This is a genomic window from Pseudomonas sivasensis (assembly GCF_021391435.1).
Classification (GTDB): Bacteria; Pseudomonadota; Gammaproteobacteria; order Pseudomonadales; family Pseudomonadaceae; genus Aquipseudomonas; species Aquipseudomonas sivasensis.
On record NZ_CP090029.1, the window covers coordinates 3,630,280 to 3,649,274 of the forward strand.

The 18,995-nt window shown below is 60.5% G+C and carries 15 protein-coding genes; 13 read left to right on the top strand and 2 right to left on the bottom strand.

The genetic code is table 11. The annotated features are described in order from the left end of the window. Window positions 1-13: 13 nt before the first annotated feature. Window positions 14-1,561, bottom strand: coding sequence for a type VI secretion system protein TssA (gene tssA / locus LRO94_RS16215; protein ID WP_179178858.1), 1,548 nt, complete (start codon window positions 1,559-1,561; stop codon window positions 14-16). A 476-nt stretch (window positions 1,562-2,037) separates the two neighbouring features. Here tssA and LRO94_RS16220 point away from each other — a divergent pair, with 476 nt between their 5' ends. Continuing rightward, entirely contained in the window at window positions 2,038-2,553 is a 516-nt protein-coding gene (locus LRO94_RS16220) for an Hcp family type VI secretion system effector (protein ID WP_032886529.1), read from the top strand. A gap of 53 nt (window positions 2,554-2,606) precedes the next feature. Here the strand turns inward: LRO94_RS16220 and LRO94_RS16225 are convergent, their stop codons facing one another. After that, entirely contained in the window at window positions 2,607-3,428 is an 822-nt protein-coding gene (locus LRO94_RS16225; RefSeq protein WP_032886530.1) for an aldo/keto reductase, read from the bottom strand. Between the two features lie 106 nt (window positions 3,429-3,534). Between LRO94_RS16225 and LRO94_RS16230 the strand changes: the two genes are divergently transcribed. The 12 genes from LRO94_RS16230 to LRO94_RS16285 all read left to right on the top strand — a co-directional run bounded on the left by LRO94_RS16230 (window position 3,535) and on the right by LRO94_RS16285 (window position 18,982). After that, a complete protein-coding gene (locus LRO94_RS16230; RefSeq protein WP_032886531.1) occupies window positions 3,535-4,029 on the top strand; it encodes a DUF1543 domain-containing protein in 495 nt (164 codons plus the stop codon). A gap of 89 nt (window positions 4,030-4,118) precedes the next feature. Then, window positions 4,119-4,400, top strand: a complete 282-nt coding sequence (locus LRO94_RS16235) for a peptidylprolyl isomerase (RefSeq protein ID WP_005788801.1) — start codon at window positions 4,119-4,121, stop codon at window positions 4,398-4,400. Between the two features lie 130 nt (window positions 4,401-4,530). Then, window positions 4,531-6,390 (top strand): extracellular solute-binding protein, encoded by a 1,860-nt coding sequence (locus LRO94_RS16240; RefSeq protein ID WP_179178857.1) that lies wholly within the window; start codon window positions 4,531-4,533, stop codon window positions 6,388-6,390. Further along, the gene (locus LRO94_RS16245; protein ID WP_032886533.1) at window positions 6,390-7,451 is read left to right on the top strand and encodes a microcin C ABC transporter permease YejB; all 1,062 of its coding nucleotides are present in this window, start codon (window positions 6,390-6,392) and stop codon (window positions 7,449-7,451) included. Before LRO94_RS16240 ends, LRO94_RS16245 begins: the two co-directional genes overlap by 1 nt. Then, on the top strand, window positions 7,451-8,473 hold the full coding sequence (locus tag LRO94_RS16250; protein WP_179178856.1) for an ABC transporter permease: 1,023 nt from the start codon (window positions 7,451-7,453) through the stop codon (window positions 8,471-8,473). The genes LRO94_RS16245 and LRO94_RS16250 overlap by 1 nt, the downstream gene beginning before the upstream one ends. Before the next feature lie 10 nt (window positions 8,474-8,483). Beyond that, on the top strand, window positions 8,484-10,058 hold the full coding sequence (locus LRO94_RS16255; protein ID WP_179178855.1) for an ABC transporter ATP-binding protein: 1,575 nt from the start codon (window positions 8,484-8,486) through the stop codon (window positions 10,056-10,058). Beyond that, on the top strand, window positions 10,055-11,446 hold the full coding sequence (locus LRO94_RS16260) for a sigma-54 interaction domain-containing protein (RefSeq protein ID WP_179178854.1): 1,392 nt from the start codon (window positions 10,055-10,057) through the stop codon (window positions 11,444-11,446). Before LRO94_RS16255 ends, LRO94_RS16260 begins: the two co-directional genes overlap by 4 nt. A gap of 293 nt (window positions 11,447-11,739) precedes the next feature. Then, complete coding sequence (locus tag LRO94_RS16265; protein WP_032886537.1) at window positions 11,740-13,131, top strand: GntP family permease; 1,392 nt, start codon at window positions 11,740-11,742, stop codon at window positions 13,129-13,131. Window positions 13,132-13,138: 7 nt separating this feature from the next. Further along, complete coding sequence (gene hbdH / locus LRO94_RS16270) at window positions 13,139-13,912, top strand: 3-hydroxybutyrate dehydrogenase (protein ID WP_032886538.1); 774 nt, start codon at window positions 13,139-13,141, stop codon at window positions 13,910-13,912. A gap of 162 nt (window positions 13,913-14,074) precedes the next feature. Beyond that, window positions 14,075-16,027: an acetoacetate--CoA ligase gene (locus LRO94_RS16275; RefSeq protein ID WP_179178853.1), complete on the top strand. Its 1,953-nt coding sequence runs from the start codon at window positions 14,075-14,077 to the stop codon at window positions 16,025-16,027. A 140-nt stretch (window positions 16,028-16,167) separates the two neighbouring features. Beyond that, entirely contained in the window at window positions 16,168-18,663 is a 2,496-nt protein-coding gene (locus LRO94_RS16280; protein ID WP_032886541.1) for a PAS domain-containing protein, read from the top strand. Window positions 18,664-18,706: 43 nt separating this feature from the next. Beyond that, window positions 18,707-18,982: a peptidylprolyl isomerase gene (locus tag LRO94_RS16285; protein ID WP_003174397.1), complete on the top strand. Its 276-nt coding sequence runs from the start codon at window positions 18,707-18,709 to the stop codon at window positions 18,980-18,982. Window positions 18,983-18,995 lie beyond the last annotated feature (13 nt).

Below are 18,995 nucleotides of genomic sequence, written 5' to 3' on the forward strand. Positions count from 1 at the left end.
TTGGCTCGTGAGCCTATTCAAGTACCGCTTCAAGATCGAAGAGGCACAGCCTGCGGTGGGTGTCTTCCTTGCGCTCGCGCACGGCATGGTTTTGCGGCATCAGGTCGCAGCAGCGATGCAAGAGTTGGGTGACTTGAAACGCCAGCTCCGGTTCCCAGCGCTCCAGGCCCGAGCGTTGCAGCTCGACATCCAAATGTTCGAGCAGGATCTTCGCCAGTTCATGCTTGCCCGCGTGGACACATAAACGCGCCTGGGCCAAGCGCCAGTAAAAGCGTGCTCGATCACTGCGGGCGGCGTGCAAGCCTTGCTTGAGTTGTTGCACGGCGGCCTTGAGTCCCTCTTTGCCCAGCCGAGGCAATACATCCTGCAAAGCGATCTCCCAGGGCTCGGCATCGGCCACCACACCGGGCACTTCAGGCGCTTGCAGGTGATGGGAAACATGCAGTGCGATCCAGTCGCGAGTACTGCTGTTGGCAAAAGGAGCGCCATCGTGAAAACGAAACGCCGGTAAGTCCGGCAAGCGTTGCAGCAACAGAGCAAAGCTCACTTCCAGTTCGGTCATGGCCTGCTTCGCCTGCTGAGCCTCCAGGCATTGCCAGATCATGTGCAGCCCGTCGAACCAGAACATGGCACCTGAGAAGCAAGCCTCAAGTTCAACCAGCAGATCGGCGTGATGCCCTTGGCAAAACCGCTCCTGATAGCGTTTGAGCGTGTCGCAGGGCGGCGCGTAAAGCGCGGTGACGCGCTCATTGTTGGCGTCCGGATAGCGGACGATGGCCAGCCATGCCAGCGTTCGGCTCAGGTGCAAGGCCCGTAAGTCGGTAGCGTTGTGGCGCAGCCACCAGGTACACAACGGACGGGCTTGTTCTTGCAAGGCACGCAACAATTTATGCGCGTCCTTTTCGTTGTTGACCGTCAGCTCGGTTTTCGACAACGGGATGGTGGCCTGTTTGACGTGTGCAATCACGGCACTCACCCCTGTGACGGCGGGATGACCCTGCGCCGCAAGCTCCATCCGCTGGTCCAGTTGCCTGCGAATCGGTAGCAAGAGCGGCGCGCCCTCGCCCAAATGGGCAGTCCAGAGCTCATCAAGGCGCGAGAGTTGTTCCAGCAACGCTCGGAATAAAGGCTGCTGGTCCTGAAGCGAAAGGCTTTGAACAAGCAGTGTCTCAAGGCGCAAGACCAACCAGCCGAACGCCGCGCTGCGGGTGCGCAGCTTTTGTGGGTGCACCGTGGACCAATGATGCTCACAGAGATGACGCAGCAACCCGAGCCCTGCCAGCAGACCGGCAAAGGATTCGCGCTGGTACAGCGCCCACGTCAGCCAGACAGCCACGCGCAGATCTTTGGACTGCTCACGCAGCAGGCATTCGCTGATGTCCAGAGTCTTTTGCCAGTCCGGCTGGCCAGCGCCATGAATGGACTGCATCTTTCCCAGTTCAGACTCCAGGGCTTCATACTCACTCGAATACCGTATATCACCGCCAGCAAAACTTGTTTGCGAACAGGGTAGTTTGGCAAGTTCAAGATAATGAACGCAGAGTTTATCCGAGTATCCCATTTAGGACCGCACGCAATTAATCAAGGTACGAACAACAAACTAAGCAAACTTAAAATTCGCACTAGAATGTCATCTTGGCTTCGCTCGACTCGCCACGAAGTTCGCAAACCTTAGCCATGCCAATAACATTCAGCAAGCAATAACCACATACTTAAGACTTGTCCTACGGGTGACGTAAACTAAGGCATATGCCGGATATTGCGCAATAAAACCAGCCTATCGAATCGAATATCAGCGAAAATCAATTGCCAGGCGCCCTATCGGCACGAGCAATTAAATGCGCACTTATGCGCAATTAATACCCGACAAACCACCTCCAACCCCTCAATAACTTTCTACATGCCGCGCAGACACTCAACGGACACCAAGTACTTATTGGTTCCCACACTTTCAGGCACGTTTCTTGTTATAGGCATTTCTCCAACCGGCGCAGTCGCCGGTGTGAACGACCTTTCAATCAGGCAAGGAAACCCGTCATGCCAACACCCGCGTATCTCTCTATCACCGGCGTCAAACAGGGTTTGATTACGGCAGGCACATTTACTCAGGACTCTGTAGGCAACACTTATCAGCAGGGCCATGCAGACCAGATCCTGGTCCAGGCCTTTTCCCACCAAGTAGTCGTTCCGCGGGACCCACAGTCCGGTCAACCAACCGGCCAGAGGGTTCACAAACCGCTGATGATCAGTAAGGTCTTCGATAAGTCATCACCACTCCTGTTCAGCGCCTTGACCAGCGGTGAGCAGGTCACGTGCCGCCTGGAATGGATGCGCAGCACATCTGCCGGAGCACAGGAGCACTACTTCACCATCGAACTGGAAGGGGCAACCATCGTGGACATCCAATCACGCATGCCCAACTGCCAGGACCCGAGCAATGCCCACTTCACACACTTGGAGGACGTGTACTTCACCTATCGCAAGATCGTATGGACCCACGAAGTGTCCGGCACGTCCGGGTCGGATGACTGGCGCAGCCCGGTAGCCGGTTAACCCGGCCCCACGCAGGAACGGGCGCCAGGGACGGCGCCGTTTCTGCCAGCGGGTTAGACCATCGCCAGCGGATGCTTGCGCTTGGGCGCGCCGAAGACGCGGTCGATGGCGTCTAGATCATGCTCATCGAGCACCAGTTTGGCGGCGGCTGCGTTCAGTCGCACGTGCTCCGGCGACACAGCCTTGGGAATGGCGATCACGCCCTCTTGGCGCAACACCCAGGCCAGAGCGACCTGCGCCGGTGTGACCTCATGACGATGGGCGATCTGCTTGAGCGTCGCGCTGGACAGTAACTCACCGCCTTGCGCGATCGGGCAGTACGCCATCAAGGGCAAGTGATGTTGCTGCCACCAGGGCAGCAGATCGAACTCGATGCCGCGCTCTTCGATGTTGTAGAGCACCTGATTGGTTGCACAGGCTGGGGAGGCAAGCTCCTGCAGGTCTGCCACGTCGAAGTTGGAGACACCCCAACGACCGATCTTGCCGGCTTCGCGCAGACGCTCGAAGGCTTCAACGGTTTCTTCAAGCGGGTATTGGCCACGCCAGTGCAGCAAGTACAGATCGATGTAGTCAGTGCCCAGCCGCTGGAGGCTGGCTTCGCAGGCCCGCGGCACACCCTTGTGGCTGGCATTGTGCGGGTAGACTTTGCTCACGAGGAACACCTGGTCACGTTTGCCGCGGATAGCTTCGCCAACCACCGTTTCGGCGCCGCCCTCGCCGTACATTTCGGCGGTATCGATCAGGGTCATGCCCTCGTCGATCCCCAGTTGCAACGCGGCGACTTCGGCGCGGTGCTGGTCCGGGTTTTCGCCCATGCGCCAGGTTCCCTGGCCGATGACAGGGACGGGAACGCCGGCCAGATCAATAGTACGCATGACAACCTCCTGATGAGTTCGCGGATTAACAGTGTGGCATTGGTCGGACAAAAGGGTTCAATCGAAGTATGGTTGCCCTTTGCCAAGTCGCGAGGAAAGACCCGCAATGCTGTTTATCGTGATGCTCGGGGGCAAGCACCCCAGGGCGAAAATCGAAGTTCACGATGTGGTGTTCGCCGCTGCGGATACGCTGGAAGCCACTTACCCGCAATTGCGCGACGGTTGGTTTGGCAGCCCCAAGGGCGTGCATATCGATTCCTGGATGGCCGTGGATGGCGTCGACGGCTGGAAGGTCGAACTCAGCCACCTGGCGCCCCAGGCCGGCGCCCATCACTTGTACTTCATCAACCTTGGCGGGTACGAAGCGAACACCTTTGGCGAGGCCCATCATTACCTGCTGGTGGTCGCGCGCAACAAACAGGAAGCCACCCGCATGGGCAAGCAACAGATGCTGGGGCATTGGTCCCAGGGTCACACCGACGGCGTGCTGGATATCGATGACTGCCTGCCCATCGACCTGGTCGACGGGCGCTACCTGCACCTCGTCCAGGCACCGCACCGGGCAATCCTGCAGCGCAACGACTATATCGTGCTGCCCTGAGACCGGCCGATCAAATACCGGGAACTTTGCCAGGAAATAACCGCCTGAATCCGGTACGCTCACCCTTTTTACTCAAGGAGTTACTCCCCATGGCCAAAGCCACCGCCCGTCACATCCTCGTTTCCACTGAAGACAAGTGCAACGAACTCAAGGCCCAAATCGAAGGCGGCGCCGATTTCGCAGAAATCGCCAAAGCCAACTCCAGCTGCCCATCCAGCCGTCAAGGCGGCGACCTGGGTTCGTTCGGTCCAGGCCAAATGGTTAAAGAATTCGACACCGTAGTTTTCAGCGCCCCGGTCAACACCGTGCAAGGCCCGGTGAAAACCCAGTTCGGCTACCACCTGCTGGAAGTCACCAGCCGCCAGGACTGATCCAGTCCACGCTGATGCGACAAACAACGGCCCGCCTTTTGGTGGGCCGTTGTGCATGTGATGACTGGCGACGCTGATGCCGTTAGCGTACAAATCCCTATTCCTGTTCTTCCGGCGTTCAAGACTGATAATGCGATTGGCCTTTTCGACTCTATTTCGCTCTACCCTCGCCCTGCTGCTGGCCAGCACCGCCGTGATCGCGGCCCCCCAACCGTCACTGACGGTGTACGGCGAACCAGCCAAGTACCCCGCTGGTTTTACCCATTTCGACTACGCCAACCCCAACGCGCCCAAGGGCGGCAGCCTGCGGCGCTCGGCCATCGAAATCGGACGCTTCGATCATGTGCTGCCCTATATCGACAAAGGCATCGGCGTGTCACAGGTTGACGGCTGGCTCTACGCGCCCCTCGCCCTGCGCTCTCTGGACGAACCCTATACGGTCTACGGCCTGGTCGCCGAAAAAATGGAGCGCGCCGAGGACGGCCTGTCCCTGCGTTTCTACCTGAACCCAAAGGCGCGCTTTGCCGACGGCAAACCCATCACCGCCGAAGACGTACGCTACAGCTTTGATTTATTAATGACCCAAGGCAGCCTGCGTTTTCGCACACTGTTCGCCGACGTCAAGCACGTCGAAGTGGAAGGTGAGCGCCAGGTGCGCTTCGACTTTTCCAGCAACGAAAACCGCACCCTCCCCCTGGATATCGCCACCCTGCCGGTGTTCCCGGAGCACTGGTGGAAGACCCGCGACTTCGCCAATGGCGGCGGCTACGAAGCACCACTGGGCAGCGGCCCGTACAAAGTCAGCAAGGTCGACTCCGGCAACACCATTACCTTTACTCGCGACCCGGACTGGTGGGGCAAAGACTTGCCCGTCAGCCGCGGCCTGTACAACTTCGATCACCTGAGCCTGGAGTTTTTCGGTGATACCGAAGTAGCCCGCCAGGTGCTGCGAGGCGGCGCCTACGATTTCAATCGTGAATTTTCCGCCACCGGCTACTCCATCGGCTACAACGGCCCTGCCCTGGACGATGGCCGCCTGCAACGCGCTCACCTGGCCAAGGAAATGCCGCAACCGGCCCAAGGCTATGTCTTCAACGTGCAGAAGCCAGTATTCAAAGACCGCCGCGTGCGCCAGGCCTTGGCAATGCTGTGGGATTTCGAATGGGCCAACCGGCAGATGATGCGAAATATGTACATCCGTCAGCAGAGTTTCTTCTCTAATAGCCCGCTGGCGGCGACCCAACTGCCCACCCAGGAAGAGCTGGCGATTCTTGAACCGTTGCGTGGGCAGATCCCTGACGAGGTGTTTACCCAGGTGTTCAAGGCACCGGTCACCGACGGCAGCGGCATGATCCGTGAAGAACAGCTCCAAGCCCTGGCCCTGCTGGAAGAGGCCGGTTGGAAACCCAACGGCGACAAGCTGGTAAACGCCGAAGGCGAACCGCTTGAGTTCACCTTCCTCAATGCGCAGGCCGGTCTGGAGCGACTGTTACTACCGTACAAACGCAACCTGGCGCAGATCGGCATCACCCTTAATATCCGTCGCATCGACTCCTCTCAGTACGTCAACCGTTTGATGACACGGGACTACGACATGATCGTCACCGGGTTTCCTGTCACCACCTCGCCGGGCATGGAGCTGTACAACTACTTTGGTTCCAGCGCCGCTTTTGATTCGGGCGCAAACAACTACATGGTGCTCAAGGACCCGGCGGTTGACGCCTTGATCAAAGGTCTGGTCAAAGCCGACACACAGGCGCAGATGCTCACCTACGCCCATGCTCTGGACCGGGTGCTGCAATGGAATTACCTATGGATCCCCAATTACTACCCGCCCGGTACGTCCGCCGCCTGGTGGAACCGTTTCGGCCGCCCGGCCATCGAGGCCAAGAATGACGAGGCCCTGGAAACCTGGTGGGAAGTCAGCCCCACACCTCTGACCACTGAGCAGATGAATGCCGAACTGAAAAAACGCGGAGGAGCGCGCTGATGTTTGCCTATATCGTGCGGCGCCTGCTGCTGATCATCCCAACCCTGGTGATCATCCTGCTGGTGAATTTCGTGATCGTGCAGGCCGCCCCCGGTGGCCCGGTGGAACAGGCCATCGCCCACTTGCAGGGGATTGGCGGCGGCGGTGTCGGCGGCTCATCCGGCGAAGGTATCAGCAGCGGCTCGCGGTCCAGTCGGGGCCTGGACCCGAAGCTGATCAAGGACATTGAAAAACAGTACGGCTTCGACAAGTCCGCACCGGAACGCCTATGGCTGATGCTCAAGAGCTATGCCCAGTTGGATTTCGGCAACAGCTTCTTTCGCGGCTCGACGGTGATCGACCTGATCCTGGAAAAGATGCCCGTCACCATTTCCCTCGGGCTGTGGGCCACGCTGATCACTTACCTGGTGTCGATCCCGCTGGGTATACGTAAGGCGGTGCGCCACGGCAGCAGCTTTGATGTGTGGAGCAGCACTGCCATCGTGATCGGCTATGCGATGCCAGCGTTCCTGTTCGCGATGTTCCTGATCGTGGTGTTCGCCGGCGGCACCTCCCTGAACTGGTTCCCGGTGCGCGGACTGGTGTCGGAGAACTTCGAAGAACTGAGCACCGTGGGCAAGATCGCCGACTACTTCTGGCACCTGGTGTTGCCGGTGACGTCTTTGGTAATCGGCGGATTCGCCACCCTGACCATTCTCACCAAAAACTCGTTCCTCAATGAAATCACCCGCCAATACGTGGTGACCGCGCGGGCCAAAGGCTTGAGCGAACGACGGGTGCTGTATGGACATGTGTTCCGCAACGCCATGCTGCTGGTGATCTCGGGGATTCCCCAGGCATTTATCAGCGTGTTTTTTGCAGGATCCTTGCTGATCGAGGTGATTTTCTCCCTGGATGGCCTCGGTCGCATGAGCTACGAAGCGGCGGTTTCGCGGGATTACCCGGTGGTGTTCGGTTCGCTGTTTATCTTCACCCTGTTCGGCCTGCTGATAAAACTCATCGGTGACCTCTGCTACACCCTGGTGGACCCGCGTATCGACTTCGCCGCGAGGAACGCCTGATGCTTAACTTGTCTCCCGTGGCACGCCGACGCTTCGAGCGTTTCAAGAAGAATCGCCGTGGCTGGTGGTCGCTGTGTCTGTTTATCGGCCTCTTTATCCTGACCCTCGGCGGCGAACTGATCGCCAACGACAAACCCCTGGTGCTGAGTTTCAAGAACGAACTGTATTTCCCGGTGTTCAAGCGTTACACCGAGCAGCAGTTCGGCGGCCAGCTGCCGTTCCAGGCCGACTACCGCAGCGACTATGTGCAAAAGCTGATCAAACAGGACGGCGGCTGGATGTTGTTCCCGCCGATCCCTTTCAGCGATGACACCCCCAACTACGAACTGACCCGCCCTGCCCCCAGCCCGCCCTCGGCGGTGAACTGGCTGGGCACCGATGACCAGTCCCGCGACGTGCTGGCGAGGGTCATTTTCGGCGCGCGGGTGTCGATCCTGTTCGCCCTGGCGCTGACGGCCATCAGCGCAGCCATTGGCATCGCCGCGGGGGCTTTGCAGGGTTACTACGGCGGCTGGGTCGACCTGATCGGCCAGCGGGTACTTGAGGTCTGGTCCGGTCTGCCGGTGCTGTACCTGCTGATCATTCTGTCGGGCTTTGTCGAGCCCAATTTCTGGTGGTTGCTAGGGATCATGGCGCTGTTTTCCTGGCTGGCCCTGGTGGACGTGGTGCGCGCCGAGTTCCTGCGCGGGCGCAACCTGGAATACGTCAAGGCTGCACGGGCGCTGGGCCTGGGCGATGGCAAGATCATCCGCCGACATATCCTGCCGAATGCGATGACCGCCACCTTGAGCTACCTGCCGTTTATTTTGACCGGCGCGATTTCCACCTTGAGCGCCCTGGATTTCCTCGGCTTCGGCATGCCGGCGGGCAGCGCATCCCTGGGCGAACTGATCGCCCAGGGCAAGCAGAACCTGCAAGCGCCATGGCTGGGCCTGACGGCGTTTTTCACCTTGGCGCTGATTCTGTCGCTGCTGGTCTTTATTGGCGAGGCGTTGCGTGACGCCTTCGACCCACGTTCATGAGTGAGTCCCTATGAACCTGATCGAAATCCGCGACCTCAGTGTCGCCTTCAGCGGCCAGACCGTGGTGCGTAACCTGAGCCTGGACGTGCGCCCCGGCGAGTGTTTGGCACTGGTAGGCGAGTCGGGCTCGGGCAAGTCGGTGACGGCCCATTCGATCCTGCAATTGCTGCCCGAAGCCGGCACAGCTACCACGGGGTCGGTTAAATATCGCGGCCAGGAGTTGGTCGGCGCGTCGACGGCGACCCTGCAGAAACTGCGCGGCAACCGTATCGCGATGATCTTCCAGGAGCCCATGACCTCCCTCAACCCGCTGCACAGCATCGAAAAGCAAATCGGCGAAACGTTGCTGCTGCACAAGGGCATGGGCGGCAAGGCGGCGCAGGCGCGCATCCTTGAACTGCTCGAACTGGTGGGCATCCAGAAACCCCAGGAGCGCCTCAAGGCTTATCCGCACCAACTGTCCGGCGGCCAACGCCAACGCGTGATGATCGCCATGGCCCTGGCCTGCGAGCCGGAGTTGCTGATTGCCGACGAACCCACCACCGCGCTGGACGTGACCGTGCAGCGCAAGATCCTGCTGCTGCTCAAGTCCTTGCAACAGCGCCTGGGTATGTCGCTGCTGTTGATCAGCCATGACCTCAACCTGGTGCGCAGCATCGCCCAGCGCGTGTGCGTGATGCGCGCCGGGGAGATTGTCGAGCAGGCTGACTGCGAGACCTTGTTCACGGCGCCGCAACACCCTTACAGCCGCCTGTTGCTGGACGCCGAGCCGTCCGGCGATGTGCTGTGCAGCGATCCGCGCGAGACCGTGTTGGAAGTGGATGACCTGACCGTAGAGTTCCCCCTCGGCGGTGGGCTGTTTCGGCGCAAAACCTACCTGCGCGCCGTGGATGGTATCAGCCTCAACGTGCAGCGCGGCAAGACCCTGGGGATTGTCGGCGAGTCCGGCTCGGGCAAATCCACCCTGGGCCAGGCGATCCTGCGCCTGCTGGATTCCACCGGCAGCATCCGCTTCCAGGGTGAAGCCCTCGACCCGCTGAACCATCAGCAAATGCGCCCCTGGCGCAAACAGATGCAGGTGGTTTTCCAGGACCCTTACGGCAGCCTCAGCCCGCGTATGTCGGTACAGCAAATCATCAGCGAAGGCTTGGAAGTCCACGCGCCGTGCAGCCTCGCCGACCGCGACGCGCAAGTGATCCAGGTGCTCAAGGACGTGGGCCTAGACCCCGCCAGCCGCCATCGCTACCCCCATGAATTCTCCGGCGGCCAGCGCCAACGCATCGCCATCGCCCGCGCCCTGGTGTTGAAACCCGCACTGATGCTGCTGGACGAACCGACCTCAGCGCTTGACCGCACGGTGCAAAAACAGGTGGTTGCACTGCTGCGCGAGCTGCAGGAAAAGTACGGCCTGACCTACTTGTTCATCAGCCACGACCTGGCCGTGGTACGCGCCATGGCCCACGACATGATCGTGATCAAGGACGGCAAGGTGGTGGAGCGCGGCGCGAGCCATGATGTGTTCGAATCGCCACAACATCCCTACACCAAGGAGTTGCTGGCGGCGGCGTGCGGGCTGTCGACATGAGCACCAGCCTCAAGGACTACCAACAGGTTCGCGGCCTGGCGATCCAGTCGCTGTTCGAGATCATCGAGCAGTCCAGCGAAGGCACGGTGATTGTCGACCGCGACGCCAATATCGTGTGGATGAACGAGCGATACGCCAAGCGCTTCGGCCTCAAAAGCGCTGACGAGGCCATCGGCCAGCCGTGCGAGCAGGTGATTTCCAATAGCCTGTTGCGCCAAGTGGTACGTAACGACCAGCCGATCCTGCTGGATATCCAGGACACACCCAAAGGCCCGTTGGTGGTGATGCGCCTGCCGATCCACAACGACGCTGGCGCGGTGATCGGCGCGATTGGTTTCGCGTTGTTCGATGAACTGCGCAACCTGTCGCCGTTGATCGAACGTTACCTGAGCATGCAGCAGGAGCTGGCCTCCACCCGCTCGCTGCTGCGCTCACGCCAGAGCAAGTACAACTTCGCGCACTTTATCGGCACCAGCGCCGCCAGCCTTGAGGTCAAACGCCGTGCCCGGCGCAGCGCGAGTGCCGAGTCGCCGGTGTTGTTGCTCGGCGAAACCGGCACCGGCAAAGAGTTGCTGGCCCAGGCCATCCACGGTGCCTCGCCACGGGCGCACAAGGCGTTTGTCAGCGTCAACAGCGCGGCGATTCCCCACGACCTGCTCGAAGCCGAATTCTTCGGCACCGCGCCAGGCGCCTTTACCGGCGCTGATCGCAAGGGCCGTCCAGGCAAATTCCAGATTGCCCAGGGCGGCACGCTGTTCCTCGATGAAATCGGGGATATGCCGCTGCCGCTGCAAAGCAAATTGCTGCGGGTGTTGCAGGAAAAGGAATTCGAACCGGTGGGTTCCAACGAGATGCTGCACAGCGATGCGCGGGTAATCGCGGCGACCTCCATGGACCTGGAAGCGGCGATCAAGCGTGGTGAGTTTCGCGCCGATTTGTATTACCGGCTGAATGTGTTGCCGATCCACGTGCCGCCACTGCGTGATCGGTTGGAGGACATTCCGGCATTGAGCGAGGCGATCCTCGAAGAACTGCGCAGCCAGCATGAGCTGGACCGCGAGGCTCTGGCGCTGTTGGCACAGCATGCGTGGCCAGGGAACATCCGTGAGCTGCGTAATGTGCTGGAGCGGGCGGCGTTGCTGAGTGATGACTTGGTGTTGAATGCCACGGACATTCGCGCGGCGATCGGCACGTTCAGCCCCGTGGAGCGCGGCGCGGTCGCAACGGTTGAGGGCGAGACATTCGCGGCGGCGCGGGAGCGGTTTGATCGACAGCTGATTGCGACGGCACTTAAGGCCTGTGACGGCAACGTGGTCGAGGCGGCCAGGCGATTGGGGCTGGGACGGTCGACGTTGTACAAGAAGATGGTGGCACTGGGCATCGCCTAATCTCCACAAAGAGACTAAGTTCTCCATATAAAGACAATCCATGTGGGAGGGGGCTTGCCCCCGATAGCATCAGGTCAGTCAACACATATGCTGGCTGATGCACCGCTATCGGGGGCAAGCCCCCTCCCACATTTGATCTTCGCTTGTCTCGAAATTGAGACAAAACCCAAAAACACTCGAAAGAAATTAAAAAATATCCATATATTTCAATAACTTGAAAATATGGCACACATCTCGCTATAGCCCTCCCCACAGTTTCACCCACAAAAATAACAATCCGATGGAGACACACCATGAGTGTGATCATTGCCCTGGCCGCGCTCGCGCTGCTGATGTTGGCCGCCTACCGTGGCTATAGCGTTATCCTGTTTGCCCCCATCGCCGCCCTTGGCGCGGTACTGCTCACCGACCCGTCCGCTGTCGCCCCCGCCTTTACCGGGGTGTTCATGGAGAAAATGGTCGGCTTTATCAAACTGTATTTCCCGGTGTTCCTGCTCGGTGCGGTCTTCGGCAAGTTGATCGAGTTGTCGGGGTTCTCGCGCTCCATCGTGGCCGCTGCGATTCGCTTGCTTGGCACGCGTCAGGCGATGTTGGTGATCGTGCTGGTCTGCGCCCTGCTCACCTACGGCGGCGTATCGCTGTTTGTGGTGGTGTTCGCGGTGTACCCGTTCGCGGCGGAGATGTTCCGCCAGAGCAATATCCCCAAGCGCCTGATTCCGGCGACTATCGCCCTCGGCGCATTCTCGTTCACGATGGATGCCCTGCCCGGCACGCCGCAGATCCAGAACATCATCCCCAGCACCTTCTTCAACACCACCGCCTGGGCGGCGCCGTGGCTGGGGTTGATCGGCACGATCTTCGTGTTCTGCACCGGCATGCTGTACCTGGCGCGCCAACGCAACAAGGCCCAGCGCGCGGGTGAAGGCTATGGCACTGAGTTGCGCAACGAGCCTGAGACCGCCGAAAACCTCACTCTGCCCAATCCGTGGATCGCGCTGTCGCCGCTGATCCTGGTGGGCGTGATGAACCTGTTGTTCACCCACTGGATCCCGCAGTGGTACGGCAAGACCCACAGCCTCAGCCTGCCGGGCATGAGCGCGCCAGTGACCACTGAAATCGCCAAGCTCACCGCGATCTGGGCGGTGCAGGCGGCGTTGCTGGTCGGGATCTTGATGGTGCTGGCCTTCGGCTGGTCGGCGATCAAAAGCAAGCTCGCCGAAGGTAGCAAAAGTGCGGTCAGCGGCGCCTTGCTGGCAGCAATGAATACCGCGTCGGAATACGGTTTTGGTGCGGTGATTGCCTCGCTGCCAGGCTTTCTCGTGCTGGCGGACTGGCTCAAGGGCATCCCCAACCCGCTGGTCAACGAAGCAATTACCGTGACCCTGCTGGCCGGTATCACCGGTTCCGCGTCGGGCGGTATGAGCATCGCCCTGGCGGCCATGTCCGAGAGCTTTATTTCGGCGGCCCATGCGGCCAATATTCCCCTTGAAGTGCTGCACCGGGTCGCGGCCATGGCCAGCGGCGGCATGGACACCCTGCCCCACAACGGCGCGGTGATCACCCTGCTGGCGGTGACCGGCCTGACCCACCGCGAAGCCTACAAAGACATTTTCGGCATCACGATTATCAAGACCCTCGCGGTGTTCGTGGTGATCGGTACTTTCTACGCCACCGGCATTGTGTGAGGTTTTCATGACGACTTTGAATGGCAAGACCGCCCTGGTCACCGGCTCCACCAGTGGCATCGGCCTGGGCATTGCCTTGAGCCTGGCACAGGCAGGGGCCAACTTGATCCTCAACGGCTTCGGCGACGCCAGCGCGGTGATCGCGCAGGTGCAGGCGTTTGGTGGCAAGGTGGGGCATCACCCTGCGGACGTCAGCGACCCGGCGCAGATCGCCGAAATGTTCGCCTACGCCGAGCGTGAGTTCGGTGGCGTGGACATCCTGGTCAACAACGCCGGCATTCAGCATGTGGCGGCGGTGGAAGCGTTCCCGGCCGAACGCTGGGACTCGATCATCGCGATCAACCTGTCCTCGGTGTTCCACAGCACGCGCCTGAGCCTGCCGGGCATGAAGACCAAGGGCTGGGGGCGTATCGTTAATATCGCCTCGGTTCACGGCCTGGTCGGTTCGGTGGGCAAGGCAGCCTATGTGGCGGCCAAGCATGGCGTGATCGGTTTGACCAAAGTGGTAGGCCTGGAGACGGCAACCAGCAATGTGACCTGTAATGCGATTTGCCCCGGCTGGGTGCTGACGCCGCTGGTGCAGAAGCAAATTGATGATCGCGTGACCAAAGGTGTGGACCCGCACCAGGCGCAGCATGATTTGCTGGCGGAGAAACAGCCGTCCCTGGAGTTTGTGACGCCGCCGCAGTTGGGTGAGTTGGTGTTGTTTTTGTGCAGCGAGGCCGGTGCGCAGGTACGTGGCGCGGCGTGGAACATTGATGGCGGCTGGCTGGCCCAATAAAACCAGACACTGGCGTTCTAAATTGTGGGAGGGGGCTTGCTCCCGATGGCGGTGGGTCAGTACCACACGGGCTAGCTGATACTCCGCTTTCGGGAGCAAGCCCCCTCCCACAGTAGAATTCTATTGTTTTGAAGACCTGCATAAGAACAAGAGACCTTGCTGATGTCCGAGATCCTCTGGCAACCCTCACCGGAACGCATCCGCCACACGCGGATGGACCAGTTCCGCCGCTTCATCAACGACCGCCACGCCTTGCAACTGGGCGACTACCCCGCCCTCCACCAATGGAGCATCGACCAGCGGCCGGACTTCTGGCAGGCGATCGTCGCCTACTTCGACGTGCAGTTTCGCAGCCCGCCCGGCGCGGTACTGATCGAAGGCGCCGAGATGCCCAGCGCCCAGTGGTTTCCCGGCGCGACCCTGAATTTCGCCGAGCACCTGCTGCGTCGGCGTGACCACCACCCGGCCGTGGTCGCGATCAGCGAAGACGGCCAGCGCGAACAACTCACCTACGCCGAACTGGCCGCACACGTCGCCGGCCTGCAAAACAGTCTGCGGTCGGCTGGCGTCGGCATCGGTGACCGGGTGGCGGCGTGCATGCCCAACACCTGGCAAACCCTGGTGGGCATGCTCGCCACCACCAGCCTGGGCGCAATCTGGTCGTGCTCCTCGCCGGACTTCGGCACCCAAGGCGTGATCGACCGGTTCGGCCAAATCGAGCCCAAGGTGCTTATTACCTGCGCCGGTTATCGGTACGCCGGAAAACCCATCGACCAGAGCGCCAAACTCAATGAAATCCTCGAACGGCTGCCGTCCCTGGAGCAGTTGATTGTGGTGCCGTATGCGCGGCCCGAGGCGCAGGTCGAGGACTACCGCACCCAGGCAAAGGTTGTGCTGTGGCAGGACTTTTACCAACCCGGCGGCGAGCCTGAGTTTGTCGCGGTGCCCTTCGATCATCCGCTGTACATCCTCTATTCCAGCGGCACCACCGGCGTGCCCAAGTGCATCATCCACAGCACCGGCGGCGTATTGCTTACACACCTCAAGGAACACGGCCTGCATGCCGATCTGTCCCGCGAGGACTGCCTGTTCTACTACACCACCTGCGGCTGGATGATGTGGAACTGGCTGGTCTCGGTACTGGCCATCGGCGCCACGGCGGTGCTGTATGACGGTTCACCCTTTCATCCTGGACCTGAGCGCCTGATCGACTTGATTGATGCCGAAAAGATCAGCGTGTTCGGCACCAGCCCAAAATTCCTCACCACCCTTGAAAAGGCCGGGCTGCAACCGCGCCTGAGCCACGACCTGGGCAGCCTCAAGGGGCTGATCTCGACCGGGTCGCCGCTGTCACCCCAGAGCTACGACTATGTGTACCGCGAGATCAAGGGCGAGCTGTGTTTATCCTCCATGTCTGGCGGCACCGATATCGTGTCCTGCTTTGTTATCGGCAACCCGGTGTTGCCGGTGCGCCGAGGCGAAATGCAGTGCAAGAGCCTGGCGATGGCCATTGAAGTGTGGGACGACCACAGCCAGCCGTTGGTCGGTGAAAAAGGCGAGCTGGTGTGTACCCGGCACTTCCCGGCCATGCCCATCGGTTTGTGGAATGACCCCGACCAGAAGAAGCTGCGCGCCTCGTATTTCAGTCAGTTCCCCGGCGTGTGGGCCCAAGGCGACTACGCTGAGCAACGCCCGAATGGCAGCCTGCTGATTCACGGCCGCTCCGACGCGGTGCTCAACCCCGGCGGCGTGCGCATCGGCACGGCGGAGATCTATCGCCAAGTGGAGAAAGTCCCACAGGTACTGGAAAGCCTGGCCATCGGCCAACGCTGGCAAGACGACGTGCGCGTGGTGCTGTTTGTGCGCCTCGATGAGGGCATCGAGTTGGATGAGGCGTTGCAACAGCAGATCCGCCAAGTGATCCGCGCCAACACCACACCGCGCCATGTGCCGGCCAAAATCCTGGCTGTCAGCGATATCCCTCGTACCATCAGCGGCAAGATTGTCGAATTGGCGGTGCGCAATGTTGTGCATGGCGAGCCGGTCAAGAACACCGACGCCCTGGCCAACCCGCAGGCATTGGAACAGTTCCGCGACCGCCCGGAACTGGCATAAAGATGAAAGGATTCAGCGCTGACGCACTCATTTGAAGACAAACGCCGAATGCATGCTATTTTTCGGGGGTAGTCACCCATTCTCGACTCACGGGATAATGGGTGTTGTCATTTTTCAAAGCGTTACGCTCAGGGCTTTTTATGAAAGGAACATCCACCGGTAGCGACGCCGCTGCATTAATTGCGCGGCTGGACTGGGCACGAAGCCCACTCGGTGAGGCCAATGATTGGCCGCAAAGCCTGCGCACAGCGGTCGATATTGTCGTCCATTCGCCGATGCCCATGCTCCTGCTGTGGGGCAGCCAACTCACCCAACTCTACAACGACGGGTTCGCCCTGCTAGCCGGAAACAAACACCCCGAAGCCATGGGCCAACCGGCGCACCAGACGTGGCCAGAGCTGGAAAGCTTTACCGGCCCTGTCTACGACGCCGTGCTCAGCGGCCAGGTGCGCACCTTCAGCGAGCAGCGCTTTGTCCTGCAACGCAATAATCGCGACACGGAAATCTGGCTCGACCTGACCTACAGCCCGATCCGCGATGAAAGCGCCAACGTGGCCGGCATCCTCGTCACTGCCATTGAAACCAACGAGCGCCGCAAGGCCCAGCACAACACCGAGCAACGCTTGCAGCTTGCACTGGCGGCGACCGACGCCGTGGGCACCTGGGATTGGGACATCGGCGAGGATCACTTTATCGCCGACGCTCACTTCGCCTACTTGCACGGTGTCGACCCCGACGACGCGAACCGGCTGCCCATCAGCGATTACCTCCAAGGTGTGCATCCCGAAGACCGGGCCACGGTGGCGCGCAGTATCAAGCACTGCATCACCCACGGCACCGAATACGCCGAGGAATACCGCCTGCAACAAGCCGATGGCCAAGTCCGCTGGGTGTTTGCCCGAGGCCGTTGCTACAAGGATCACCACGGCCGCCCCGCACGTTTCCTCGGTGCCGCCCTGGACCTGACCGAGCGCAAGCACACCGAGCAGGCCCTGCGCCAAAGCCAGACCGAATTGCAGCTGATCATCAACGCCATGCCGGTGCTGATCGGCTACGTCGACCACGAGCAGCGCTTTCGCCTGAACAACAGCGCCTACCTTGATTGGTACGGCATGACGCCCCAGGAACTGTACGGCAAGAGCATCCGCGAAGTATTGGGCGACGAAGTGTATGCCGGGCGCGAACACCAGATCGCTGCCGCACTCAAGGGCAAGGCGTGCAGCTTCATGACCATCACGCCCCACCGCGACGGGCGTCCCCGCCATGCGCTGATGAAATACCTGCCGCGTTTCAGCAATGACGGCTCGGTCAATGGTTTCTACATCTTTGTGATTGACGAGACCGAACGCAAACTCACCGAAGAAGCCCTGCGCCACCTCAACGATAACCTCGAAGAACGCGTGGCCGAGCGCACCCAGGCCCTGGCCGAGGCCAACCAACGCCTGCAAAACGAGATGTTCGAGCGCGAGCGCGCCGAAGATGCATTGCGCCATGCGCAGAAAATGGAAGCGTTGGGCCAGCTCACCGGCGGCATCGCCCATGATTTCAACAACATGCTCACCGGCATTATCGGCAGCCTGGACCTGATGCAGCGCTATATCGTCGCTGGGCGCAGTGAGGAAATCGGGCGCTTTACCGATGCCGCCGTGTCGTCGGCTCACCGCGCTGCCGCCCTCACTCACCGTCTGTTAGCGTTTTCGCGGCGCCAGTCACTGGACCGTCGCCCCACCGACCCCAATCAGCTAGTAGCGTCCCTGGAGGACCTGTTCCAGCGCACCAAAGGCGCGCATATCACGCTTAAGGTGCAACTGGGTCAAGACATCTGGCCAGTCAACACCGACGCCAGCCAGCTGGAAAACGCCCTGCTCAACCTGGTGATCAACGCCCGCGACGCCATGCCCGACGGCGGCGAATTGTTGATTGAAACCGCCAACAGCTACCTGGACGGCACCGACATAACCACCCTCGAACCGGTCAAGGCCGGCGACTACGTGATGCTCGGTGTGTGCGACAACGGCACCGGCATGGCACCAAAAATCCTCGCCAAAGCATTCGATCCTTTCTTCACCACCAAACCCATCGGCCAGGGCACCGGCCTGGGGCTGTCGATGATTTACGGGTTTGCCCAGCAGTCCGGCGGCCACGTCACGATCCAGAGCGAACCTGGCCAGGGCACCTGCGTGCGCCTGTACCTGCCACGCCTGCATGGCACCGCACTGGAAAGCAACCTGCCCGCCAGCCTCGGCGAAGTGCCGGTGGCACTGGCCGGTGAAGCAGTCGTGGTGGTTGAGGACGACGCGGCGGTGCGCATGCTGGTGGTGAATGTGCTGGATGAATTGGGCTACACCGCGCATCAGGCAGCGGATTCACGCACCGCGTTGCCACTGCTGGAGTCGGATCTGCGCGTGGACCTGCTGGTGACCGACGTCGGCCTGCCGGGCATGAACGGCCGGCAACTGGCGGAGATTGCCCGCCAGCATCGCCCGGGCTTGAAGGTGCTGTTCATGACCGGCTACGCCGAAAAAGCCGCCGAGCGCCAGGGCTTCCTGGAAGATGGGATGGACATGGTGGCCAAGCCGTTTTCCATCGACCTGCTGGCGACTAAAATCCGCAGCATGATAAACGTAGCCGAATGAGTTCAGGCATAATCGCGCGCCGTCGCACACCTGGTAGAGACCAATGAAAGCCCAAGCCCGTCATATCCTGGTGAAAACCAGTGAAGAAGCCGAACAACTCAAGCAGCGCATTGCCAAGGGCGAAGCCTTTGATGTGTTGGCCAAGAAGTACTCCACCTGCCCGTCGGGCAAACGTGGCGGCGATTTGGGTGAAGTGCGGCCGGGGCAGATGGTCGGGGCGATTGATGCGGTGATTTTCAAAAAGCCGGTGAAGGTGGTTCACGGGCCGATCAAGAGCAAGTTTGGGTATCACTTGGTGCAGGTGTTTTACCGCGACTGAGGCTTTGACTTAA

Bases quoted from the DNA above. Each gene is read 5' to 3' on its own strand.
- tssA (WP_179178858.1), bottom strand. From the start codon at position 1,561: ATGGGATACTCGGATAAACTCTGCGTTCATTATCTTGAACTTGCCAAA.
- LRO94_RS16220 (WP_032886529.1), top strand. From the start codon at position 2,038: ATGCCAACACCCGCGTATCTCTCTATCACCGGCGTCAAACAGGGTTTG.
- LRO94_RS16225 (WP_032886530.1), bottom strand. From the start codon at position 3,428: ATGCGTACTATTGATCTGGCCGGCGTTCCCGTCCCTGTCATCGGCCAG.
- LRO94_RS16230 (WP_032886531.1), top strand. From the start codon at position 3,535: ATGCTGTTTATCGTGATGCTCGGGGGCAAGCACCCCAGGGCGAAAATC.
- LRO94_RS16235 (WP_005788801.1), top strand. From the start codon at position 4,119: ATGGCCAAAGCCACCGCCCGTCACATCCTCGTTTCCACTGAAGACAAG.
- LRO94_RS16240 (WP_179178857.1), top strand. From the start codon at position 4,531: ATGCGATTGGCCTTTTCGACTCTATTTCGCTCTACCCTCGCCCTGCTG.
- LRO94_RS16245 (WP_032886533.1), top strand. From the start codon at position 6,390: ATGTTTGCCTATATCGTGCGGCGCCTGCTGCTGATCATCCCAACCCTG.
- LRO94_RS16250 (WP_179178856.1), top strand. From the start codon at position 7,451: ATGCTTAACTTGTCTCCCGTGGCACGCCGACGCTTCGAGCGTTTCAAG.
- LRO94_RS16255 (WP_179178855.1), top strand. From the start codon at position 8,484: ATGAACCTGATCGAAATCCGCGACCTCAGTGTCGCCTTCAGCGGCCAG.
- LRO94_RS16260 (WP_179178854.1), top strand. From the start codon at position 10,055: ATGAGCACCAGCCTCAAGGACTACCAACAGGTTCGCGGCCTGGCGATC.
- LRO94_RS16265 (WP_032886537.1), top strand. From the start codon at position 11,740: ATGAGTGTGATCATTGCCCTGGCCGCGCTCGCGCTGCTGATGTTGGCC.
- hbdH (WP_032886538.1), top strand. From the start codon at position 13,139: ATGACGACTTTGAATGGCAAGACCGCCCTGGTCACCGGCTCCACCAGT.
- LRO94_RS16275 (WP_179178853.1), top strand. From the start codon at position 14,075: ATGTCCGAGATCCTCTGGCAACCCTCACCGGAACGCATCCGCCACACG.
- LRO94_RS16280 (WP_032886541.1), top strand. From the start codon at position 16,168: ATGAAAGGAACATCCACCGGTAGCGACGCCGCTGCATTAATTGCGCGG.
- LRO94_RS16285 (WP_003174397.1), top strand. From the start codon at position 18,707: ATGAAAGCCCAAGCCCGTCATATCCTGGTGAAAACCAGTGAAGAAGCC.